Annotated in this window: 18 protein-coding genes; 9 read left to right on the top strand and 9 right to left on the bottom strand. The window is 71.9% G+C overall.

Features of this window, described 5'->3' with window-relative positions; all coding sequences use genetic code 11:
• Positions 1 to 264, bottom strand: coding sequence for a WhiB family transcriptional regulator (locus ACIRB4_RS31190; RefSeq protein WP_015033978.1), 264 nt, complete (start codon positions 262 to 264; stop codon positions 1 to 3).
• Positions 265 to 952: 688 nt separating this feature from the next.
• Between ACIRB4_RS31190 and ACIRB4_RS31185 the strand changes: the two genes are divergently transcribed.
• Genes ACIRB4_RS31185 through ACIRB4_RS31175 form a run of 3 tightly spaced genes read left to right on the top strand, consistent with a single transcriptional unit; the run spans position 953 to position 3,837 of the window.
• On the top strand, positions 953 to 1,462 hold the full coding sequence (locus ACIRB4_RS31185) for a cysteine dioxygenase (protein WP_403295922.1): 510 nt from the start codon (positions 953 to 955) through the stop codon (positions 1,460 to 1,462).
• A 45-nt stretch (positions 1,463 to 1,507) separates the two neighbouring features.
• Positions 1,508 to 2,464, top strand: a complete 957-nt coding sequence (gene cofD, locus ACIRB4_RS31180) for a 2-phospho-L-lactate transferase (RefSeq protein ID WP_403295920.1) — start codon at positions 1,508 to 1,510, stop codon at positions 2,462 to 2,464.
• A complete protein-coding gene (locus ACIRB4_RS31175; protein ID WP_403295917.1) occupies positions 2,461 to 3,837 on the top strand; it encodes a coenzyme F420-0:L-glutamate ligase in 1,377 nt (458 codons plus the stop codon). Before cofD ends, ACIRB4_RS31175 begins: the two co-directional genes overlap by 4 nt.
• Positions 3,838 to 3,902: 65 nt before the next feature.
• On the opposite strand, the gene ACIRB4_RS31170 is transcribed toward ACIRB4_RS31175, so the two are convergent.
• From ACIRB4_RS31170 to ACIRB4_RS31160, 3 genes are all read right to left on the bottom strand, one after another.
• Positions 3,903 to 4,913 carry a DNA-3-methyladenine glycosylase family protein gene (locus tag ACIRB4_RS31170; protein ID WP_403295915.1) on the bottom strand — a complete coding sequence of 337 codons (1,011 nt, stop codon included), beginning with the start codon at positions 4,911 to 4,913 and terminating at the stop codon, positions 3,903 to 3,905.
• 115 nt (positions 4,914 to 5,028) lie between these two features.
• Positions 5,029 to 6,111 (bottom strand): sugar phosphate nucleotidyltransferase, encoded by a 1,083-nt coding sequence (locus tag ACIRB4_RS31165; protein WP_403295913.1) that lies wholly within the window; start codon positions 6,109 to 6,111, stop codon positions 5,029 to 5,031.
• Positions 6,112 to 6,205: 94 nt separating this feature from the next.
• A complete protein-coding gene (locus ACIRB4_RS31160) occupies positions 6,206 to 7,477 on the bottom strand; it encodes a peptidoglycan recognition protein (RefSeq protein WP_403295910.1) in 1,272 nt (423 codons plus the stop codon).
• A 136-nt stretch (positions 7,478 to 7,613) separates the two neighbouring features.
• On the opposite strand from ACIRB4_RS31160, the gene ACIRB4_RS31155 reads away from it, so the two are divergent.
• From ACIRB4_RS31155 to ACIRB4_RS31140, 4 genes are all read left to right on the top strand, one after another.
• Positions 7,614 to 8,366 carry a TIGR03089 family protein gene (locus ACIRB4_RS31155; protein ID WP_403295908.1) on the top strand — a complete coding sequence of 251 codons (753 nt, stop codon included), beginning with the start codon at positions 7,614 to 7,616 and terminating at the stop codon, positions 8,364 to 8,366.
• A 185-nt stretch (positions 8,367 to 8,551) separates the two neighbouring features.
• A complete protein-coding gene (locus ACIRB4_RS31150) occupies positions 8,552 to 9,844 on the top strand; it encodes an LCP family protein (protein ID WP_403295905.1) in 1,293 nt (430 codons plus the stop codon).
• Positions 9,845 to 10,066: 222 nt separating this feature from the next.
• Positions 10,067 to 11,839: an LCP family protein gene (locus ACIRB4_RS31145; protein WP_403295903.1), complete on the top strand. Its 1,773-nt coding sequence runs from the start codon at positions 10,067 to 10,069 to the stop codon at positions 11,837 to 11,839.
• A 52-nt stretch (positions 11,840 to 11,891) separates the two neighbouring features.
• Positions 11,892 to 13,658: an LCP family protein gene (locus ACIRB4_RS31140; protein ID WP_403295901.1), complete on the top strand. Its 1,767-nt coding sequence runs from the start codon at positions 11,892 to 11,894 to the stop codon at positions 13,656 to 13,658.
• A 99-nt stretch (positions 13,659 to 13,757) separates the two neighbouring features.
• Here ACIRB4_RS31140 and ACIRB4_RS31135 read toward each other — a convergent pair whose 3' ends face one another.
• Positions 13,758 to 14,777: a glycosyltransferase family 2 protein gene (locus ACIRB4_RS31135; RefSeq protein WP_403295956.1), complete on the bottom strand. Its 1,020-nt coding sequence runs from the start codon at positions 14,775 to 14,777 to the stop codon at positions 13,758 to 13,760.
• A gap of 232 nt (positions 14,778 to 15,009) precedes the next feature.
• Between ACIRB4_RS31135 and ACIRB4_RS31130 the strand changes: the two genes are divergently transcribed.
• Positions 15,010 to 16,380, top strand: a complete 1,371-nt coding sequence (locus tag ACIRB4_RS31130; RefSeq protein WP_403295899.1) for an LCP family protein — start codon at positions 15,010 to 15,012, stop codon at positions 16,378 to 16,380.
• A 33-nt stretch (positions 16,381 to 16,413) separates the two neighbouring features.
• Here ACIRB4_RS31130 and ACIRB4_RS31125 read toward each other — a convergent pair whose 3' ends face one another.
• Complete coding sequence (locus ACIRB4_RS31125) at positions 16,414 to 16,947, bottom strand: acyl-CoA thioesterase (RefSeq protein WP_356896500.1); 534 nt, start codon at positions 16,945 to 16,947, stop codon at positions 16,414 to 16,416.
• A 130-nt stretch (positions 16,948 to 17,077) separates the two neighbouring features.
• Between ACIRB4_RS31125 and ACIRB4_RS31120 the strand changes: the two genes are divergently transcribed.
• The gene (locus tag ACIRB4_RS31120) at positions 17,078 to 18,331 is read left to right on the top strand and encodes an LCP family protein (RefSeq protein ID WP_403295898.1); all 1,254 of its coding nucleotides are present in this window, start codon (positions 17,078 to 17,080) and stop codon (positions 18,329 to 18,331) included.
• Between the two features lie 22 nt (positions 18,332 to 18,353).
• Here the strand turns inward: ACIRB4_RS31120 and ACIRB4_RS31115 are convergent, their stop codons facing one another.
• The 3 genes from ACIRB4_RS31115 to ACIRB4_RS31105 all read right to left on the bottom strand — a co-directional run.
• Positions 18,354 to 19,952 carry a hypothetical protein gene (locus ACIRB4_RS31115; protein WP_403295896.1) on the bottom strand — a complete coding sequence of 533 codons (1,599 nt, stop codon included), beginning with the start codon at positions 19,950 to 19,952 and terminating at the stop codon, positions 18,354 to 18,356.
• Positions 19,949 to 20,776: a polyprenol monophosphomannose synthase gene (locus ACIRB4_RS31110; protein WP_403295894.1), complete on the bottom strand. Its 828-nt coding sequence runs from the start codon at positions 20,774 to 20,776 to the stop codon at positions 19,949 to 19,951. Before ACIRB4_RS31110 ends, ACIRB4_RS31115 begins: the two co-directional genes overlap by 4 nt.
• A gap of 274 nt (positions 20,777 to 21,050) precedes the next feature.
• On the bottom strand, positions 21,051 to 21,145 hold a 95-nt coding region (locus tag ACIRB4_RS31105; protein ID WP_132919430.1), incomplete at its 5' end, for an acyl-CoA dehydrogenase family protein.

Genomic DNA, 21,145 nt, shown 5'->3' with positions numbered 1-21,145 from the left:
TCAGACGGCGGCCTTCTTCAGGCGGCGTCGTTCACGTTCGGACAGACCGCCCCAGATGCCGAAGCGTTCATCGTTCTGCAGGGCGTACTCGAGGCATTCGGAGCGGACCTCGCAGGCGAGGCAGACCTTCTTGGCCTCGCGGGTCGAGCCGCCCTTCTCGGGGAAGAAGGACTCGGGATCGGTCTGGGCGCACAGTGCGCGCTCCTGCCAGCCGAGTTCCTCGTCCGCGTCCTCGACCAGCAGTTCCTGGAACAACTCGGTCATGTGCGCCCCTCGTCTGTCTTCGCGTCCCCGTGATGTTGCCGCCGCCGATTTCCGGCCGAACGACACGAGTGAAATTACAAGTTCGTGCTCTGTGCGAGTCAAGCCGGAATCTGCTATTGGGCCCGGTATTCACTCTGCGGAACCAAGGCTATGCGGAAAGTGTTCAAATCACCAAAAACCTGACACTTCCCACCGGTCTGGCCGTATCGCGCTCCTCATGAAGGAGGACGCCCGAAAGATGGATCTTGTTGCGATCCAGCCACGGAAGCGATCCGGATCACAGTCTGATCACAAGACCCCCGCCGCGTTTACGGGCGCGATGCTGCGCCATGTGTCCCGCTCCCCGACTGCACAAACCTTTCTCCGGACGCAGCAACCGGATGAGGTGAAACATTACCGCCAAAACGGGCATTGGGTTGACAGTCGGGACGCCCGCCCGTCACCTTTGTTGCCATGCCAGCGACCTCAGCGCCCTCCGCGACCCACGCCCGTGGGTTCCGCCGCGCTGTCCAGGCCCGCTGTTGCTGTTGCTGTCCCAGCTGTTGATGCCGTAGCGCTCCAGCCAGCTTCATCTCTCGCGTCACCTCTCTCGCGTCACCCCGTTACCCCCGTTTTCTCGCGTCACCCCCGCTTTCTCGCGACACCCCGCACTGCACACTTCTGCTTCTGCCGAGGAACCACCGCACCCATGAACAGCGACAGCGACCTTCAGATCGCCGGCGACCTCCTCGAGGTCCTGCACCTCCTCCAGCCCGCGCGTGAGCACCCCGCCACCGTGGCCGAGTTCGCCGGGCTCGCCCGCTCCATCGCCGCCGACCGCGCGCAGTGGGCCCCGCACGTCGAGTACGACGCCACCACCCGCTGGTACCACCGGCTGCGCACCGGCCCCGGCTACGAGGTCTGGCTGCTCTCCTGGGTGCCCGGCCAGGGCAGCGGATCGCACGACCACGGCCCCTCGTCCGGCGTACTGACCGTGCTGCGGGGCGAATTGACGGAGCGTACGGAGCGGGGCGCGAGGACGCTGACGGCCGGCGCCCAGCGGGTGTTCGCGCCGGGGTACGTCCACGAGGTCGTCAACGCCTCGCTGGAGCCGGCGGTCAGCCTGCACGTCTACTACCCGGGCCTCACCGAGATGCCGATGCACGAATCCCTCGGGGCCCGCTGCGCCGCGGAGACCCGGGGCGCCGTACCGGCCTGACGGGCCCGGCCGCCGCCCGGCCGCCACCCCTGACAGACTGTCCGTATGCGCATTGTGGTTCTGGCAGGTGGCATCGGTGGTGCCCGCTTCCTTCGCGGCCTCAAGCAGGCCGCTCCCGACGCGGAGATCACGGTCATCGGCAACACCGGTGACGACATCCATCTCTTCGGGCTGAAGGTCTGCCCCGACCTCGACACGGTGATGTACACCCTCGGCGGTGGCATCAACGAGGAGCAGGGCTGGGGCCGCGAGGACGAGTCCTTCACGGTGAAGGAGGAGCTCGCGGCGTACGGCGTCGGACCGGACTGGTTCGGCCTCGGCGACCGGGACTTCGCCACGCACATCGTCCGTACGCAGATGCTGGGCGCCGGCTATCCGCTGAGCGCCGTCACCGAGGCGCTGTGCGCCCGCTGGCGGCCGGGCGTCCGGCTCCTTCCGATGTCCGACGACCGGGTCGAGACCCATGTCGCCATCGACGTGGACGGCGAGTCCAGGGCGGTGCACTTCCAGGAGTACTGGGTGAGGCTCCGCGCGTCCGTGGACGCGCGGGCCGTCGTGCCGGTCGGCGCGGAGGCCGCGAAGCCGGCGCCGGGTGTCCTGGAGGCGATCGCGGAGGCGGACGTCGTCCTCTTCCCGCCGTCCAACCCCGTCGTGTCCGTCGGCACGATCCTGGCCGTGCCGGGCATCCGCGAGGCGATCGCCGAGGCGGACGTGCCGGTGGTCGGCCTCTCCCCCATCGTCGGCGGCGCGCCCGTGCGCGGCATGGCCGACAAGGTCCTGGCGGCGGTCGGCGTGGAGGCGACGGCGGCGGCGGTCGCCCAGCACTACGGCTCGGGGCTGCTCGACGGCTGGCTGGTCGACACGGTGGACGCGGGCACGGTCGCGGACGTCGAGGCGGCGGGGATCCGCTGCCGGGCGGTGCCGCTGATGATGACGGACCTGGACGCGACGACGGCGATGGCGCGCGAGGCGCTGGCGCTGGCGGAGGAGGTCCGGGGATGACGGGGGCGGCGGAGCGGGGGGCCGTCGAGCGGGACGCCGGGGAGCGGGGCCGGGACACCGGGGAGCCAGGCCGGGACACCGGCGCCGCTTTTCGGGTGTGGGCGGTGGACGGGCTGCCCGAGGTCAAGGCGGGGGACGATCTCGCCAAGCTCATCGCCTCCGTCTCCCCCGGTCTGCGTGACGGGGACGTCCTGCTCGTCACCTCGAAGATCGTGAGCAAGGCCGAGGGGCGGGTGATCGCCGCCGACGACCGGGAGGAGGCGATCGACGCCGAGACCGTACGGGTGGTCGCGCGGCGCGGCACCCTCCGGATCGTCGAGAACCGGCAGGGGCTCGTCATGGCCGCCGCCGGGGTCGACGCCTCCAACACTCCCGCCGGAACCGTGCTGTTGCTGCCGGTCGACCCGGACGCCTCGGCCCGCGCGCTCCGGGACGGTCTGCGGGACGCGCTCGGGGTCGACGTCGGGGTCGTCGTCACGGACACCTTCGGCCGGCCCTGGCGCAGCGGTCTGACGGACGTGGCCATCGGCGCGGCCGGAGTGCGGGTCCTCGACGACCTGCGCGGCGGCACGGACACCCACGGCAACCCGCTCGGCGCCACCGTCGTCGCCACCGCCGACGAACTCGCCGCTGCGGGCGACCTGGTGAAGGGCAAGACGAACGGCACACCGGTCGCCGTGGTGCGTGGGCTGCCGCACCTGGTGGGCGACGTCGAGGAGGGGGCCCGGGCGCTGATCCGGGGCGCCGCCGACGACATGTTCCGGCTCGGGACCTCGGAGGCCGTACGGGAGGCGGTGGCCCTGCGGCGTACCGTCCGGGAGTTCACCGACGAGCCCGTGGACCCGGGGGCGGTACGGCGGGCCGTCGCCGCCGCCGTCACGGCACCGGCCCCGCACCACACCACACCCTGGCGTTTCGTGCTCCTCGAATCGGAAGGGGCGCGGACCCGGCTGCTCGACGCGATGCGGGACGCCTGGATCGCGGATCTGCGCCGGGACGGCAAGTCGCCCGAGTCCGTCGCCAAGCGCGTGCGCCGCGGCGACGTCCTGCGCAACGCCCCGTACCTCGTCGTCCCCTGCCTGGTCATGGACGGCTCCCACCACTACGGCGACGCGCGCCGGGACGCGGCGGAGCGCGAGATGTTCGTCGTGGCGGCGGGCGCGGGCGTGCAGAACTTCCTGGTGGCGCTGGCCGGTGAGCGGCTGGGCTCGGCGTGGGTGTCCTCGACGATGTTCTGCCGCGATGTCGTACGGGAGGTCCTCGCGCTGCCGGAGGACTGGGACCCCATGGGGGCGGTCGCGGTCGGGCACGCGGCGGCGCCGCCGAAGGAGCGGCCGGCGCGGCAGGCGGGGCGGTTCATCGAGGTGCGCTGAGGTCTCGCGCGCCGCCTCCTCGCGGAGGGCGTCTCCCTCGCCGCCGTTCTTCCGGCCGGCTTCGCTCAGAGCGTCCCGATGTCGCCGGGGGTCATGCGCGGTGCGCGGCGCGGCGGGGTGTGTCCGCTGAGGAGGATCAGACGGGCCGCGCGGTACCGCTGGCCCGCGTAGGGGGCGAGGAGTTCCAGCATGGCCGTGTCGTCGGTGGTCCGGTCGCCCGCGAGGGCGTAGCCCACGATGCTCGGGAGGTGGTAGTCGCCGACGCTGACGGCGTCGGGGGCGCCGTTGCTGCGCTGGACCGTCTCGGCGGAGGTCCAGGGGCCGACGCCGGGGATCAACTCCAGGCGCTTCTGGGCGAGTTCGGGCTCCATCGCCGCCGCCTCCTCCATGCGGCGGGCGACCTTGGCGACGCGCAGGACGGTGGCGGCGCGCTTGTCGTCGACGCCGGCGCGGTGCCACTCCCAGGACGGGATGAGCGACCAGGTGCGGGCGTCGGGTACGACATGGAGTCCGTACGTCCCGTCCGGGACGGGGCCGGGGGCGGGCTCTCCGTACTTGCGAACGAGAAGGCGCCAGGCGCGGTACGCCTCGTCCGTCGTGACCTTCTGCTCCAGGATCGACGGGATCAGCGACTCCATCACCAGACCGGTGCGGGCGAGGCGCAACCCGGCGCGGCGGCGGTGGGTCGCGGCGACGATCCGGTGGCGGGGGACGAAGGCGGTGGGGTCGTCGTCGGCCCCGAGGAGCTGGGGCAGTCGGTCGAGCAGCCAGTCCGCGCCGGGTCCCCAGGCCTCGCCCTCCACGGCGCCGCCGCGCGCGGCGACCCTGAGCGTGCCGGGACCGGCGGGGGTGCGGCTGGTGCGCCAGACGGAGCCGTCGGGGAGCGCGCGGAAGGTGGGGTCGGCGGGGCCGCGGCGGAGGGGGCCGAGGGTGAGGCCGAGGTCGTACGGGGTCGGCGGTGTCCACCGCCGGACGGTGCCGGGGCCCGGGGCGTCGGCGGGTCTGGGGGCGGGTACGGAGACATGGCCGCCGCACACGGTGGTGCGGGTGGGGCGTGGAGCGAAGCGGCCGGCCATGGGTACGAGGGTAAGCGGCCGCGAGCCCGCGGGGCGCGCCCGGCCCCCGGCCGGCGCCGGCGTCTCCCGGCCCCAGCCCCCCGCCCTCGACCCGAGGGCCGTCGCCCCCCGGTCCCTACTGGTCCGAGGAGAAGCGGACCGAGGCCGCCGGAAGGGTGGCGTCGCACCAGACGCGGACGCCGTCGCGGAGTTCGTTGTCGGCGCCCACGTGGGCGCCGTCGCCGATGACCGCGCCGGTCAGGACCGTGCGGGCGCCGATGTGGGCGCCGGCGCCGATCAGGGAGTCCGTGATCACCGCGCCCGGCTCGACCACCGCGCCCGCGAGCAGCGTGGAGCCCGTGACGCGGGCGCCTTCACCGATGCGCGCGCCCTCGCCGACGACCGTGCCGCCCGTCACCTTCGCGTCCGCGGCGACCCGGGCCGTCGGCAGGACCAGGCGTTCGCCGCAGCGGCCCGGTACGGCCGGGGACGGGGCGCGGCCCATGACCAGGTCGGCGGAGCCGCGGACGAAGGCCTGCGGGGTGCCGAGGTCGAGCCAGTACGTGGAGTCGACCATGCCCTGGAGGTGCGCCCCTGAGGCGAGCAGGTCGGGGAAGGTCTCCCGCTCGACCGAGACCGGGCGGCCGGTCGGGATGGTGTCGATGACCGAGCGGCGGAAGACGTAGGCCCCCGCGTTGATCTGGTCGGTGACGATCTCCTCCGGCGTCTGCGGCTTCTCCAGGAAGGCGGTGACGCGTCCGCCGCCGTCCGTCGGTACCAGGCCGAACGCGCGGGGGTCCTCGACCCGGGTGAGGTGCAGCGAGACGTCGGCGCCCGACGAGGCGTGCGTGTCGACCAGGGCCTGGATGTCCAGGCCGGTCAGGATGTCGCCGTTGAAGACGAGGACCGGGTCGTCCGGGCCGGAGCGCAGACGCGAGGCGACGTTCCGGATGGCGCCGCCCGTGCCGAGCGGCTCCTCCTCGGTGACGTACTCCAGGCTGAGGCCCAGCGACGAACCGTCCCCGAAGTGGGGCTCGAAGACCTCCGCCAGATACGAGGTGGCGAGCACGATGTGCTCGACGCCCGCGGCCCGCGCCCGGGCCAGTTGGTGCGTCAGGAACGGCACCCCCGCCGCCGGGACCATCGGTTTCGGGGTGTTGACCGTCAGCGGGCGCAGCCGTGTGCCCTTGCCACCGACCAGGAGGATCGCTTCTGTCACCTGTCGTCTCTGCTTCCTGTCCGGGGCCGGTCACATCGCTCGTCCGTGCGATATGACCGGTCAGTTTATGCAGAGGTCGCGACCGGTCACGTCATCAGCGTCGTCCCTGGTACTTCGCCGACGCGGTCCGGGCGGTGCCGAGCTGGCCGTACAGGCGCTTGCCGGGGCACTCCGTCGCGAAGCCGTCCCGGTGGCCCGCGATGGCGTTGAAGCTGACCTTCTTGCCCTTCTTGTAGCGGTTCCCGCCGCCGGAGACGAGAGTCGACTTCCCCTTCGGGTTGACTCCGTGAAGTCCCAGTTTCCACGCGGTCAGACGGGCCACGGCCGTCACCGCGGCGGCGGGGGCGTTCACCGAGCTGTAGGAGCCGAGGACCGCGACTCCCATGGTGTTGGTGTTGAAGCCGAGCGTGTGGGCGCCGAGGACCGGCTTGGCCACGCCGCCGGCGCGGCCTTCGTAGATGTTTCCGCACTTGTCGACGGCGAAGTTGTAGCCGATGTCACGCCAGCCGCTGCTCTTGACGTGGTAGCGGTAGATGCCCCGGAGGACCGAGGGCGCCTGCTTGCAGGTGTAGTTGTTGCCGGTGGCGCTGTGGTGGATGAAGGCCGCCTTGACCGCCTTGGTGTAGACGAAGCCCTTCTCGCGCATCTTCTCGTCGGCGCCCCAGCCCTTCCGGGTGATGATCTTCGGGCGGGGTCCGACGTACGGCTTCCCGGCGGCCGCCGCCGGCCTGGCAGCCGTCAGCGCGAGTGGAGCCAGGGACACCCGCTCCACCGGGGCCGTGGGGACTTCCTCCTCGGCGGTGGGGGGCGGCTCCGGGCCGGGGTCGATCAGCTCCAGGCGCAGCCCGGCGGGCAGCGGCTGCCCGCTCTCGCCGTCCGCCCGTACGCGGATCTCGACACCGTCCGAGGCGCCGACCCAGAGCGGGGCGGTGGCCCCTCGCAGGGCGCCGGAGCCGCCTTCATCCGTCCCGGGGTCGGCCCCGTGCTCGTCGTTGTGGGTCTCCACGTCCTGCCACTCCGACCAGATGCCGGTCCCGGCGGCCCGGGTGCGGACCTGGACGGTGCCGTGGAGCCGGGCGGTGGGGTCGTCCCACACCACCCCGACGAGCGAGAACGGTCTGACGTCGCGTCGGGTCAGTCCTTGTTCGGAGCGGGCGCCGCCGGCGGCGCGTTCACCGCTCCCCAGGGGACCGAGGCGCAGGGACTGGGTGGATCCGGCGAGGCTCCCCTCGCCGGCTGGTCCGGCGGCGGCGGGCACGGCGGGCGTGCCGGGTGGGAGCGGCACCGCCGGGGTCGCGAGGGACAACGGCAGGGAGAGCGCCGCCGCACACGTGACGGCGACCGAGGAAGCAAGGTAGGCACGCATGAAGCGATGGTCCGTATCCGGCGGCCGTTCCGCTCGGCGGGAAGGGCCGGGAGGCTGACGGAGCATCGGGCCGACCGGTGGACGGTGTCACCGGTACGGCGGGTCCCCGCGCACCTCCCCGCGTACGCTTGCCCGCGTGAACGCCAGCGACCGAACCCCCGCCGACCTGCTGCGATCCGCCCTCGCCGCGGACCCCTCCCGCCCCTTGGTCACTTTCTACGACGACGCCACCGGTGAGCGCGTGGAATTGTCCGTCGCCACCTTCGCCAATTGGGTGGCCAAGACCGCCAATCTGCTCCAGGGCGAGCTGTCCGCCTCGCCCGGCGACCGGCTCGCGCTGTTGCTGCCCGCGCACTGGCAGACGGCGGTCTGGCTGCTCGCCTGCTCGTCCGTCGGCGTGACCGCCGAGCTCGGCGGCGATCCGGCCGGCGCCGACGTCGTCGTCGCGGGTCCCGACACGCTGGACGCGGGGCTGGCCTGCTCCGGGGACCGGATCGCGCTCTCGCTGGCCCCGCTGGGCCGCCGCTTCCCGACGCCGCCCGCCGGGTACGCGGACTACGCGGTGGAGGTGCCGAGCCAGGGCGACCGGTTCGCCCCGTTCGTCCCGGTCGACGCGGACGCTCCCGCTCTCGTGGTCGGCGGTACGGAACTGACGGGCGCCCAGCTCGTCGAGCGGGCCCGCGCGGATGCCGAGGCGCTCGGGCTGGCTGCCGGGTCGCGGCTGCTGTCGGCGCGTCCGTACGACACCTGGGAAGGGGTGTCCGCCGGTCTGTACGCGCCGCTGGCGGCCGGCGCCTCGGTGGTGCTGTGCCGGAACCTGGACCGGCTGGCGCCGGAGGCGCTCGACAAGCGGGTGGAGAGCGAGCGGGTCACCGCGACCGCGGTGTGACAACCCGCCGGAGATCCACCCGTACGGCGCAGCGACTCGCCGAGTCCCCGGGTCCGCGCGTCAACTCCGGTACATGATCGGCGGGTACGCACCCCCCTTCCGCACAACCAAGCGTCTGGTTCGGCCGTCTACCTCTGCGACCGGCGGCCCGGGCGCCGCCGACCCCATGAAGGACGGACTCAGACGTGACGGACAGTGCTGGCACGCCCGCCGAACCGGTCGACCCGGCCGAGGACGAGACGCCCAGCACGCCCGGCTCGGCCGGCACCGTCGGAGGCACCGGGACCATGGGTACGGGTGGGACGGGCGGCTCCGGAGGGGCGGCCTCCGACGGGGCCGCCGAGGGCGGGCGGCGCTGGCTGCGCTGGACGGCGCTCGGGGTCTCGGTCGTCCTGCTCACCGGGGCCGCGGCGGGCTGGTGGTTCTACCGCAAGCTCGACGGAAACATCACCACGGACACCACCGCCGCCGCCGAACTGCTCCGGTACGAGAAGGAGCGGCCCGCACCCGTCGTGTCGGCCGCCCGGAACATCCTGCTGATCGGCTCCGACACCCGGGCCGGCGCGGGGAACGCCGAGTACGGCCGGGACAAGGGCACCCAGCGCTCCGACACCACGATCCTGCTGCACATCTCGGCGGGCCGGTCGAGCGCCACGGCCGTCTCCATCCCGCGCGACCTGATGGTGGACATCCCGAGGTGCCGCACCGCGGACGGAACACGGAGCAGTGCGCGGTTCGCCCAGTTCAACACGGCCTTCGAGGTCGGCGGGACGGCGTGCACCATCCGTACCGTCGAGCGGCTGACGGGCATCCGGGTCGACCACCACATGGTGATCGACTTCCGCGGCTTCAAGAAGATGGTCGACGCCGTCGACGGGGTCGAGGTCTGCCTCCGGGAGCCGATCGACGACTCCGACGCCCGGCTGAAGCTGCCGGCGGGGCTCCGGACGCTCCACGGCGAGCAGGCGCTGGGTTTCGTACGGGCCCGCAAGTCCCTCGGCAACGGCAGTGACACCGAACGCATGGACCGGCAGCAGCAGTTCCTGGGCGCCCTGGTCAGCAAGGTGCAGAGCAACGGAGTGCTGCTCAATCCGACCCGGCTCTACCCGGTCCTGGACGCGGCCACCAAATCGATCACGACCGACCCGGGCCTCGACTCGCTGCGGGACCTGTACAACCTGGCGCGCTCGATGCGGAGCATCCCCACCGAGAAAGTGCAGTTCCTCACGGTCCCGCGCCGACCGTACGCGTACAACGTGAACCGGGACGAACTCGTCCAACCGAAGGCGAGGCAACTCTTCGCCCGACTTCGCGAGGACAAACCGGTCATGGTGGCGCCGGGGGGCGACACGAGTGGGCAGCCGGACACGGACGGCAACGGAAAGCCGGACGAGGCGGGTTCGCCGACCCCCGCTCCGACACCGACCTTCACCGGGCGCAACGCGGCGCAGAGGGCCTGCCCCGAGGGGGCTGGGTAAAGCGATGTCCAAGGGGAGGGCTGTGCTGGATGAGGTTTGGGCAAATTGCCCGGTTGTAAGGGGCGTGGAATTTGTCACGGACGTCGCCCCACGCTGAACTGGGCGGATAGTGTGACGCGATCCGGTGCACCCGACCACATGGTCGCGCACGCACGGATCGAAGGACCGAGCGCCCGACGGGGGAGGCGCCTCGCGTGGCACCGACGGAGGATTCAAGTAACCGTGGACGCGCACAGCCGTGGACGGGCGGACGAGATCGACCCCGCCGACCAGTGGGTGCTCAACCCGCAGACCGGCAACTACGAACTGCGACTGGACCACTCCGCTGGGCAGTCGACGCTCCCCTCGCAGCCGCGCGGCACCACCACCCCCGCCCCCAGATCCGCGGGGGCTTCCCGGACCGCCGGGCCCGGCCGTGGCGCGGAACGCTCCCGGACGGCCACCGAGGCGCCCGTACCGGGGCAGCGCCGTCGCCGTGCGGCGGAGCCGGCCGGCGGGCCGCCGCCCCCCGGCCGCCGCAAGCGCAAGCCGGGCAAGACCAAGAAGAAGAAGGCCCTGATGTGGACCGGCGGCACGATGGCCGTCGTGCTGGTCGCGGGTGCCACGGCCGCGTACGCGCTGTACAACCACTTCGACGGCAACCTGAACACGGTCGACGTCGGGGACGCCGCCGGCGACCAGGCGATGGACGGGCCGCTCAACATCCTGATCATCGGCAACGACGTACGCACCGGCGAGGGCAACGAGAGCTACGGCAACAAGGACAACGTCACCGGTCACGCTGACACGACGTTCCTCTTCCACGTCTCGGAGGACCGGACCAACGCGACGGCCCTGAGCATCCCCCGGGACCTCAAGATCAGGATCCCGGACTGCCCGACGAAGCAGGCCGACGGTTCGACCAAGGTCATCCCCGGCTCGGTCGGGACGCAGAAGTTCAACGAGTCGTTCGGCGTGGACGGCCGCGACCCGGGCTGCACGATGCGCACCGTCAAGGAGCTCACGGGCGGGCTGGAGATCAACCACTTCATGATGGTCGACTTCAACGCCGTGAAGACCCTGTCGGCCGCGGTCGGCGGCGTGAAGGTCTGTCTGAAGAAGCCCATCCACGACAAGAAGTACTCCAAGCTCAACCTCCCGGCCGGGGAGCACAGGCTGGAGGGTGAGGACGCGCTCGCGTTCCTCCGCAACCGGCACGGTCTCGGCAACGAGAGCGACCTGGACCGGATCAAGATGCAGCAGCAGTTCCTCGCCTCCATGATCCGGCAGCTGAAGGAGGACACCCTCGACAGTCCGACGAGGCTGTTCTCGGTCGCGGACGCGGCGACGAAGGCCCTCACCGTCGACAAGGGCATAGGCAGCGCCATGAAGCTGACCGCCCTGGCCAAGGAGCTGGGGAAGGTCGACCTGAAGAACATCAGCTTCATGACCGTTCCGGTGGTCGACAACCCCGACGAGCCGCCCAACAGGAGGGCGACCGTCGTCCTGGACCCGGTCAAGGCGCCGCAGGTGTTCAGCATGGTGCAGAACGACATCTCCTTCACCGAGGTGAAGAAGAAGCAGCAGGACGCCAAGAACGCGCAGAACGAGGCCCAGGCGAAGCTGCTCCAGGGCCCGCGCGCGGAGGCGATCGACGTGCGCGTCGACGTCTACAACGGCAGCGGCATCCAGGGCGCGGCCCAGAAGACGCTCAACTGGCTGCAGACCACGCAGGGCGTCACGCGTTCCACGAACAAGGCCAACGCCCCCGAGAAGGCGGCGAAGACGACGCTCACGTACGGACCGAACCAGGCGGACCAGGCCCGCAAGCTCGCGGACATGATGGGCCTGCCCGCCACGGCGCTGAAGCCGGGCACGCAGGAGGCCGGGGAGCGCGAGCCCATGACGCTCGTCCTCGGCGGGGATTTCAAGGGCGCGGGGGTGCCCATCACCGGTCCGGTGAAGGCGCCGGACGTCGAGAAGGTGGAAGCCGACAAGCAGGTGTGCGCCCAGTGATCCGGAAACACCGGGTCGCGGGACGCTCCTGAGCAACAAGGGGGACCCTGGGGTGGGACAGAGCAGCGTGCGCGGGGAGGGGACGCGGAGAAGCGTTCCGCACGCCCGCGACTCGGGCTGGGACGACAGCCTGTACGACGACGAGGGCGACGGGGCCGCTGTCGGCACCCGCACCACGGGCCGGGGGGCCCGTCGTGGTGCGGGCAGCAGGCCGGGCGACGGTGGCGCGGGCGGCAGGGGCGGCGGTGACGGCCGTACGAGCCGCCGGCGCGGAGGCTCGCGCAGGCGTGCCAAGAAGAACGGCAAGCGCCGGATATTCCGCTGGGTCGCCGTGACGCTGTCGCTGCTGATACTGGGCACGGCCGGCGCCGGATACCTGTACTACCAGCACCTCAACGGCAACATCCGCAGCGGCGGTCGCAGCGGCGGCGAGAGCGGTGTGAAGAAGGCCCCGCCGAACGCGCTGGGCGACACCCCGCTCAACATCCTTCTCATCGGCTCCGACAGCCGGAGCGACCCGAAGAACGTCGCACTCGGCGGCGGCAAGGACCTGATGCAGCAGAAGCCGCTGGCGGACGTGCAGATGCTCCTGCACGTCTCGGCGGACCGGAAGAACGCCTCGGTGGTCTCCATCCCCCGGGACACGATCGTCCCGATCCCGGAGTGCAAGGACCCGCAGACGGACGAGACCTTCCCCGCCACCACCAACAGGCCGATCAACGAGACGCTCGGCCGCGGCGGTCCCGGCTGCACCCTCACCACCTGGGAGAAGATCACCGGGGTCTACATCGACCACTGGATGATGATCGACTTCGCGGGTGTGGTGGCGATGGCCGACGAGGTCGGCGGTGTGCCGGTCTGTGTGAAGACCGGCGTCCACGACCGGTCGACCAGGCAGCAGAAGGGCGGCTCCGGTCTGAAGCTGCCCGAGGGCACCACCGAGGTGAAGGGCAAGCAGGCGCTGCAGTGGCTGCGTACCCGGCACGCGTTCGGCAGCGACCAGAACCGGGCCAAAGCCCAGCACATGTACATGAACGGGATGGTCAAGAAGCTCCAGGAGCAGAACGCCTGGACCGACACCGGACGGTTGATGGGCCTCGCCGAGACGGCCACCAAGGCGCTCCAGGTGTCGGACGAGATCGGTACGGTGGCGAAGCTCTTCGACCTGTCGATGCAGCTCAAGAACGTGAAGCTGGACCGCCTGACGACGGCGACGGTCCCCACGGCCGCGTGGTCGCAGGACCAGAACAAGCTCGTCATGGTCGAGCAGGCCGCCGACAAGATGTGGTCGATGCTCCGCGAGGACGTCGCCTTCGACAAGAACGGCGATCCGGCCGGCGCCAAGCCGACCGCCTCCGCGTCCGGGAAGCCGAAGGGCCCGGCCGCCGGCGCGCCCGGCACCCTCGACGTCACGGTGGTCAACGGCACCAGCGGCAGCGGCCAGATGTCCGTGGACGGCCGGGCCGGCTCCATGGCCGAGGCCCTGGCGGACAAGGGCTTCACGCGGGCGGAGGCCGCCCAGACCACCGAGCCGCGCAAGGACACGGTGGTCAAGTACCCGAAGGCGGGCGGCGAACAGGGCAGGGCGGACGCCCTGTCGGTGGCCCAGGCGCTCGGTCTGCCCGCTTCGGCGGTCCGCGCGGACGCCGAGGCGGAGACCCTCACCCTGGTGATCGGCGCCGACTGGCGCCAGGGCACCACCTACGAGAAGCCGAAGACGGAGGCGGGAGACCTCCCGGAGGGCGCGGACGTCAAGACGGCCGACCAGAAGGGCTGCATGGACGTCTACAGCGTCTACCGCTGGGACGGGAAGAGCTGACCCGGCGCTTCGTCGCCGGCGGTCGCGAAAGGGCCGGGACCCCTCGGGGGTCCCGGCCCTTCGCCGTCGTCTCGTCCGCGATCGGTACGGGAGCGGCGGTCAGACCTTCTCGTCCGTGACCGCCGGGCGACGGCTGGCGATGACCTTCTTCGCCAGCGCGCGCGGGCTGGTCAGGAAGCCGTACCCCCACGACATGTGCATCGTCGCGAGCGCCACCGGGATCTGGAGCCGGGCCTTCAGCGGGAGCCCCTTGCCCGCCGGGATCGAGCCGGCCGTGATCGCGGCGAGGTAGCCGGCCGGGATCACGAAGCCGAGCGGGGTGAGCGTCGCGCCCACCAGCACTCCGGCCGCGATCGCGCAGACGGCGGTCGGCGGGGCGAGATAGCGGAGGTTGATGGAGCCCTGGTGGTAGCGGGCCACCACATGGCGCCAGCGGCCGTAGTCCTTGTACTGCTTGGCCAGCGCGCGCACGCTCGGCCGCGGCCGGTACCGGACGCGCAGCTCGGGCGAGAACCAGATCAGTCCGCCGGCCTCGCGGATGCGGAAGTTGAGCTCCCAGTCCTGGGCGCGGATGAACTCCACGTTGTAGCCGCCCTGCCGCTCCAGGGCCTCCCGGCGGAAGACACCCAGATACACGGTTTCGGCCGGGCCCGCCTCGCCGCCGGTGTGGAAGGCCGCGTTCCCGACGCCGATCTTCGAGGTCATCGCCGCGGCGACCGCGTCCTCCCAGGCGTTCTCGCCCTCGGCGTGCATGATGCCGCCGACGTTCTGCGCGCCGGTCTCCTCCAGGAGACGCACGGCGGTCGCGATGTAGTTCGGCGAGAGCAGGCCGTGACCGTCGACCCGCACCACGATCGGGTGGCGCGACGCCTTGATCGCCGCGTTGAGCGCGGCGGGCGTGCGGCCGGTGGGGTTCGGCACCGTGTGGACGCGGGGGTCTTCCCGTACGAGCTCGGCGGCGATCTCGTCGGTGCGGTCCGTGGACGGTCCGAGCGCGATCACCACCTCCATCTCGCCGTCGTACTCCTGCGCGAGGATGTGACGGACCGAGTCGCGCAGATGCCGCTCCTCGTTGAGGACCGGCATGATCACGGAGACCGGAGGCGGGGCGGGAGGCATGGCGTTCATCGCGGGTCACGTTACCGCGAATGGGGGACACGAACGCGCGCCGCGGGGGAGGGTGGGTGCTGGCGCTGATCGTATGGGCCTACGGTGCTCACGGTTCCCCCTGTCACACCCGCGGAGGTGTCCCCCGGTGCCCACACCGCCCCGCACGCCCCGTCCTCGTCCGGCCGCCGCCCGTCCCGTACCGGCGCGGCGGGTCAGACGGGCCGCGCGGCCACGGTGGGGGATGCGGATGGCGACGGCGCTGTCCGTGCTGGTCCTGGGGGCGGGCGGGATCGGCCACGCGGTGGTCACCAGCCTGGACACCGGTATCGACCGGGTCGACCCGTTCAAGGACATGAAGAACCGGCCCCAGGCCGGGCACGGGATGAACGTGCTGGTCGTCGGGACGGACGGGCGGGACAGGATCACCGAGGAGGAGCGGCAGGCGTACCGCCTCGGCGGTGAGCCGTGTCACTGCACCGACACCGTGATGCTGGTGCACATCTCCGAGGACCGGGAGCGGGCGAGCGTGGTGAGCCTGCCGCGCGACTCGTACGCCGAGATGCCCGAGCACATCGACACGACCACCGGCAAGCTCCACCAGGCCCACCCGGTGAAGCTGAACGCCGCGTACGCGGAGGGCGGCCCGGCGCTGACGGTGCGGACCGTGGAGAACATGACGGGCGTCAAGATCGACCACTATCTGGAGGTCGACTTCACCAGCTTCATGCGCACGGTCGACGCGGTGGGCGGGGTGCGCATCTGTACGGCCCGGCCGATGAAGGACACGTACACCGGGCTCGACCTGCCGGCCGGGACGCATGAGCTGACCGGTGGGCAGGCCCTGCAGTACGTGCGCTCGCGCCATGTCGACGGGGCGGCGGACATCGGGCGGATGCAGCGCCAGCAGCGCTTCCTCGCCGCGCTGATCGACCGGATGGCGAGCGGCGGGGTGCTGCTCAACCCGGTGAGGTTCCGCCAGGTCGCCACGACCATGCTGAGCTCGGTCCGGGCCGACCGCGACTTCGGTACGGATCAGCTGCTGGGCCTCGCCAAGGCGATGCGGGGCTTCACCCCCGCGTCGTCGGAGTTCGTGTCGGTGCCCCTCGGGGACATGAGCTTCCCCGTGAAGGGGATCGGCACGACGGTGAAGTGGGACGCGGCCGAGGCGCAGAAGCTCTTCCAGTCCCTGCGCGAGGACCGGCCGCTGGCCGGGCACCGGCCGCCGGCGGCCAAGGGCCCGAAGGCGGTGGCCGTGGAGGTGGCCCCGAAGGAGGTCCGGGTACAGGTGTACAACGGGACCCGCACGAACGGTCTCGGCCGGAAGCTGGACGACGCGCTGCACGCCACGGGCTTCGACACCACGCGGGCCCCGCGCACCGCCGCGGGCCCGGAGCGCGCGCGCACGCTCGTGGAGTACGACCCCGGCTGGGACCGCTCGGCGAAGTCGCTGGCGGCGGCGCTGCCGGGGGCGGAGCTGCGGGCGGTGAAGGGTCTCGGCGGAACGATGCGGGTGACGGCGGGCCGGGACTACAAGGGCGTGACGGCGGTCCGGGTGGAGCGGACGCCGGGGCCCTTCGAGGCGGTCACGGGCGACCGGGTGGGGTGCGCGTAGGTCCTGCCCGACGGCCAAGGGGCGGTCGTCAGCTCAGTCCTCGTAGCCCTCGGCCGCGCGGCGCTCGCGCAGGTCCATGATGGCGCGGCGGCGGGCCAGGCGGTGGGTGCGGCGGATCTGGGCCTCCTGGTAGCGGCGCTTGTCCCGCTCCGTCTCGGGGAGCACGGGCGGCACCGGGCGCGGCTTGCCGTCGGCGTCGACCGCCGCGAAGACCAGATAGGCGGAGCCGACCTGCTGGGCGGGCGTGGACTCGTTCCAGCGCTCGGCCAGGACCCGGACGCCGACCTCCATGGAGGACCGGCCGGTCCAGTTGACCTGGGCCTTCACATGGACCAGGTCGCCGACCCGTACCGGCTCCAGGAACGCCATCTCGTCCATGGAGGCGGTGACGGCCGGCCCGCCCGAGTGCCGGCCGGCGACGGCGCCCGCCGCGTCGTCCACCAGCTTCATGATCACGCCGCCGTGCACCGTACCGAGGAGGTTGGTGTCGTGGCTCGTCATGATGTGGCTGAGAGTGGTGCGGGACGCCGAGGTGGGCTTGCCCGGGATATCGCCCTGATCTGTCATGCCCTCCACCTTATGCCGGGTCCCGGCCGCGTCCCCGTCCCGTCCGCTTTGCATCAGCTTGGCAACAGCGCCGACCCGATCCTCCACCCACCCTGTCGGCGCCCCGAGGCCGGACGGCACACTGGTCCGCATGAATGACTGGCCCCATGGGCGGACCGACGACGGCGGCTACGGCCGTGGCAGCGCGAACGCGCAGCCCGAGGGGGCTCGCGCGATGCGCCATGTGCAGCGTCCGCAGGTCCCCCAGCAGCCGCCGCAGTACGACCCGCAGTACGGACAGGGTTACGGGCAGCAGCCGGGCTACGACTCCGGGTACAACACCGGTCAGGTCTACGGCGCTCCCCAGGGTGGCGGGCGGGGCACCGTTCCCCCGCAGTACGACCCCCGGCCGTCGAGCCCCGCGCCCGACTGGCGACGCCGGATCAAGGTCGGCTCGGTCGTGCTGCTGGTGGCCGTGCTCGCCTGGAGCATAGGAACGTACGCCTGGGCCAGCTCGCAGATGCGCAACGAGGTCGATCTCGCCAAGGTCATCGAGCGGCCGGCCGAGGGCGACTGCACGACCTATCTGATCGTCGGCTCCGACAGCCGCGAGGGCATGTCGGCCGAGGAGAAGAAGAAGCTCCACACCGGCTCGGCCGAGGGCAAGCGGACCGACTCGATGATGATCCTCGCCGCCTGCGGCAGCGGGAACACGATGATCTCCCTGCCCCGGGACTCCTGGGTGACGATCCCCTCCTTCGTCGGCTCCGAGTCGGGGAAGAAGTTCGCGGCCCGCGGCGGGGCGAAGCTGAACGCCGCCTACGCGATGGACGGGCCGGAGCTGCTCGTCCGTACGGTCGAGTACAACACCGGGCTGCGGATCGACCACTACGCGGAGATCGGCTTCGCCGGCTTCGCCAACATCGTGGACGCGCTCGGCGGTGTCGAGATGAACATCGAGAAGGGCTTCAAGGACAAGAAGTCGGGCGCCGACTTCCAGGCCGGTGAGCAGACCCTCAACGGCGAGCAGGCCCTCGCCTTCGTCCGGACGCGCTACGCCTTCGCCGAGTCGGACCTGGCCCGGACGAAGAACCAGCAGAAGTTCCTGTCCGCCCTGGCCAACCAGGCGGCGACGCCGGGCACGATCCTCAACCCGTTCACGCTCTACCCGACGCTGGGCGCGGGCATGGACACGCTGATCGTGGACAAGGACATGTCGCTGTACGACCTCGGCAAGATGTTCTTCGCCATGAAGGGCATCAGCGGCGGCACCGGCAAGTCCATGAACATCCCGATCTCGGGCGGGGCGCCGCAGGGCTCCCTGAAGTGGGACATGCCGAAGGTGAAGCAGCTGGTGGGACAGATCCAGAACGACGAGCCGGTCACGGTCACCTCGGACCGCTGACCCGGCGGCACGGGCCGGGCGGTCAGCCCACGAACCGGTAGAGCAGCTGACCGCTCGGGCCCGTCGCCACCTTCCGCAGCGCCGGGTCCCGGCCGGACAGGCCGTGGTCGCCGCGCCCGGTCAGGATCCAGGTGACGTGGTACCTGCGCAGGATGGCGATCCGCTCGTCGCGCGGGGTCCCGGCGGCGAAGTAGCGCTCGGTGTCGGCCAGGCGCCGCTCCTCGTCGGGCAGGAAGAAGTCGGGGTAGCCGGCCACGACCGTGTAGAAGCCGTAGCCGGGGAGTTTCTGGGCCGTCTTCCAGTCGGTCATGAAGACCTCGCCGTACCGGGCGTACCGCGTCGTCCACTCGTACGTCGGCCGCACCGTCCAGCCCTCCGCGGTCACCGCCCTCGGCAGCGCCTCGTCGCGCAGGACGAAGCCGAGGGCGTCGTTCTGCGCCCAGGCGCCGAGGACCAGCGCGCCGGAGAGGAGGGTGGCGTACGCCGCCCTGAAGAGCCTCCGCCCGCCCTCCACGGCGGCGAGGGCGGCGGCGATCTGGGCCGGCATCACCACGGCGGGCTCGGCGCGCCCCAGCGACCACTTGTCCAGCACGGCGCCCGCCACCACGGTGGCGAGCCCGAGCAGGAACCAGACGACGAGCGGGTCCCGCCGGTCGCGGCGGAAGCGCACCGCGAGCGCGAGCACTCCCAGGGGCACGAACGTGAACCGTACGAGCTTGCGGTGGTAGAGGGTCATGTGGATCTGCTCCAGCCCGTCCGCTCCGAAGAGCGAGAAGAAGGAGTAGTACGGCCACAGGGCCAGCAGCACCGTCCCGGCGGCGAGCCCGGCGCCCAGCCGGAGCCAGACCGCCCGGGCCGGCCAGGGGCGGGCCGCCACGAGGACGCCGAGCGCTCCGAACGTGAGGATGATGCCGGAGAACTGGTGGCACAGCAGGAGCAGCGCCCACAGCAGGCCCAGACCCGTGTACGTCCACCAGCCGCTCGCCGTACCGCGTCGGAGCGCGGCGGTGAGCAGCGCCAGGAAGTGCAGGCCGAGGCCGAGGGTGAAGGTGCTGGGATAGGCGATGTTCAGCGAGAGCGGGACCAGACCGAGGAAGCCGCTCCACACGTAGGTCTCCGTGCCCCACAGGAAGAGCAGGCACAGGATGGCTAGCGACGGGGCCGCCGGGTGGGCGCTGAGCGTGCGCGTGAAGTGCCGTACGCCGGTGAACAGCAGCACCAGGCCGACGACGGCGGCGCACCGCAGGACGTCGAAGGTGCCGAGGTCGGTCGCCTTGGCGAAGAGTGCGAGGACGACCATCCACGGGGAGTGGTACGGGCTCTCGGTGGGCGAGTCGACCATCGGGTTGCCCGGGTGGAGCAGGTCGTGACGGAGCCGTTCGACGGTGGCGGCGTGCACCCCCATGTCGCCGATCCAGGGCAGCCTGATGATCATGAAGGTGAGCAGGCCGGTCAGCAGGAGCACGGCTCCGCGTGTGACGGCGGTGAGCCGGTCGGAGGGGGACGGCCGGCGCCGGGGCGCGGGCCGGTACCAGCCCGGGTGCGGCCCGTCAGCCGTCGGCGGGACATCGTCCCGGTGACGGTGGGGCGCGCGGACGGGCGCTTCGGGGCTCGTGGTCACGGCCGTCGCCCGTCCCCACGGGTGACGGCGCGGGCACGCAGCCGCCACGGCATGGCGATGGACTCCAGCTGGACGGCGAGGCTCATCTTCGACTCGCCGATCGCGCGGTCCTCGAAGTGGATCGGGACCTCCATGACCGGGAAGCCCCGGCGCAGCGCGGCGTACTTCATCTCGACCTGGAAGCTGTAGCCCGCGCTGCCGACGGAGGCGAGGTCGATGGCGCCCAGGGCCTGCGCGCTCCAGAGGTTGAAGCCGCCGGTGATGTCGCGGACCCGGGTGCCGAGGATGGTGCTCGCGTAGGCGTTGGCCCAGCGGGAGAGCAGCTTGCGGTGGGCGCCCCAGGCGTCGGAGAGGGTGCCGCCGGGGACGTAGCGGCTGCCGACGACGAGGCCGGCGCCGGTGGAGAGGGCGACGCCGAGCATCTCGGCGATCTTGGGGGCCGGGTGGGAGCCGTCGGCGTCCATCTGGAGGACGTAGCGGGCGCCGTTCGCCACGGCCCGGCTCATCCCGGCCGCGTAGGCCCGGCCGAGGCCTTCCTTGGCGGTGCGGTGCAGGACCGACATCCGGGCCGTGCCGTCGTCGGCGCGGTACCGCTCGGCGAGCTCCTCGGCGATCCTGCCGGTGCCGTCGGGCGAGGCGTCGTCGACGACGAGGAGCCGCAGCCCCGGTATCTCCAGGGCCATCAGGCGCTCGGCCATGCCGGGTATGTTGCCCGCCTCGTTGTAGGTGGGCATGACCACGGTCAGGGCGGTGCGCGCCCACTCCTCGGGGAGTGCGGCGGCCGGGGTGGTCTGCTTGCGGATAGCGCGGTGTTCGCCGGTCATCGGGTGGCGCCTCACTGAGAGCGGTCGGGCGCGCGGGATCCGACCCGCGGTCGTCGGTCCCGTGGAGAGCACGGTTCGACGCGGCGCACTGGCTGCTCGCCCCCCACGCCCCGTCCGCGCGCCCCCCGCGCGGTTTGCTGTGTCGTCCCCCACCGGCGCGTGAACCCCCACGGTCGCGCCGGTCCCCGCCACGTTACCCGGAAGCGCGGCGACCGGTCCCCGGAAACCGGGGCGACGGGCGTCGCCTCCGGCCTCGAGGTCCGGTCGATGAGCGTTACGGGAGGTTGCGGGCCATGACGATGCGCTGGACCTGGTTGGTGCCTTCGTAGATCTGGGTGATCTTGGCGTCGCGCATCATGCGCTCGACGG

It is taken from the genome of Streptomyces sp. NPDC093600 (genome assembly GCF_044764755.1).
Lineage (GTDB): Bacteria > Actinomycetota > Actinomycetes > Streptomycetales > Streptomycetaceae > Streptomyces.
The sequence above is the reverse complement of the archived record's forward strand: the minus strand, read 5'-3'. Positions and strand labels throughout refer to the sequence as shown.

What these genes read in the sequence shown, in the direction of transcription:
- ACIRB4_RS31190 (WP_015033978.1), bottom strand. Translation starts at nt 264, where the DNA reads ATGACCGAGTTGTTCCAGGAACTGCTGGTCGAGGACGCGGACGAGGAA.
- ACIRB4_RS31185 (WP_403295922.1), top strand. Translation starts at nt 953, where the DNA reads ATGAACAGCGACAGCGACCTTCAGATCGCCGGCGACCTCCTCGAGGTC.
- cofD (WP_403295920.1), top strand. Translation starts at nt 1,508, where the DNA reads ATGCGCATTGTGGTTCTGGCAGGTGGCATCGGTGGTGCCCGCTTCCTT.
- ACIRB4_RS31175 (WP_403295917.1), top strand. Translation starts at nt 2,461, where the DNA reads ATGACGGGGGCGGCGGAGCGGGGGGCCGTCGAGCGGGACGCCGGGGAG.
- ACIRB4_RS31170 (WP_403295915.1), bottom strand. Translation starts at nt 4,913, where the DNA reads ATGGCCGGCCGCTTCGCTCCACGCCCCACCCGCACCACCGTGTGCGGC.
- ACIRB4_RS31160 (WP_403295910.1), bottom strand. Translation starts at nt 7,477, where the DNA reads ATGCGTGCCTACCTTGCTTCCTCGGTCGCCGTCACGTGTGCGGCGGCG.
- ACIRB4_RS31135 (WP_403295956.1), bottom strand. Translation starts at nt 14,777, where the DNA reads ATGCCTCCCGCCCCGCCTCCGGTCTCCGTGATCATGCCGGTCCTCAAC.
- ACIRB4_RS31130 (WP_403295899.1), top strand. Translation starts at nt 15,010, where the DNA reads ATGCGGATGGCGACGGCGCTGTCCGTGCTGGTCCTGGGGGCGGGCGGG.
- ACIRB4_RS31125 (WP_356896500.1), bottom strand. Translation starts at nt 16,947, where the DNA reads ATGACAGATCAGGGCGATATCCCGGGCAAGCCCACCTCGGCGTCCCGC.
- ACIRB4_RS31120 (WP_403295898.1), top strand. Translation starts at nt 17,078, where the DNA reads ATGAATGACTGGCCCCATGGGCGGACCGACGACGGCGGCTACGGCCGT.
- ACIRB4_RS31110 (WP_403295894.1), bottom strand. Translation starts at nt 20,776, where the DNA reads ATGACCGGCGAACACCGCGCTATCCGCAAGCAGACCACCCCGGCCGCC.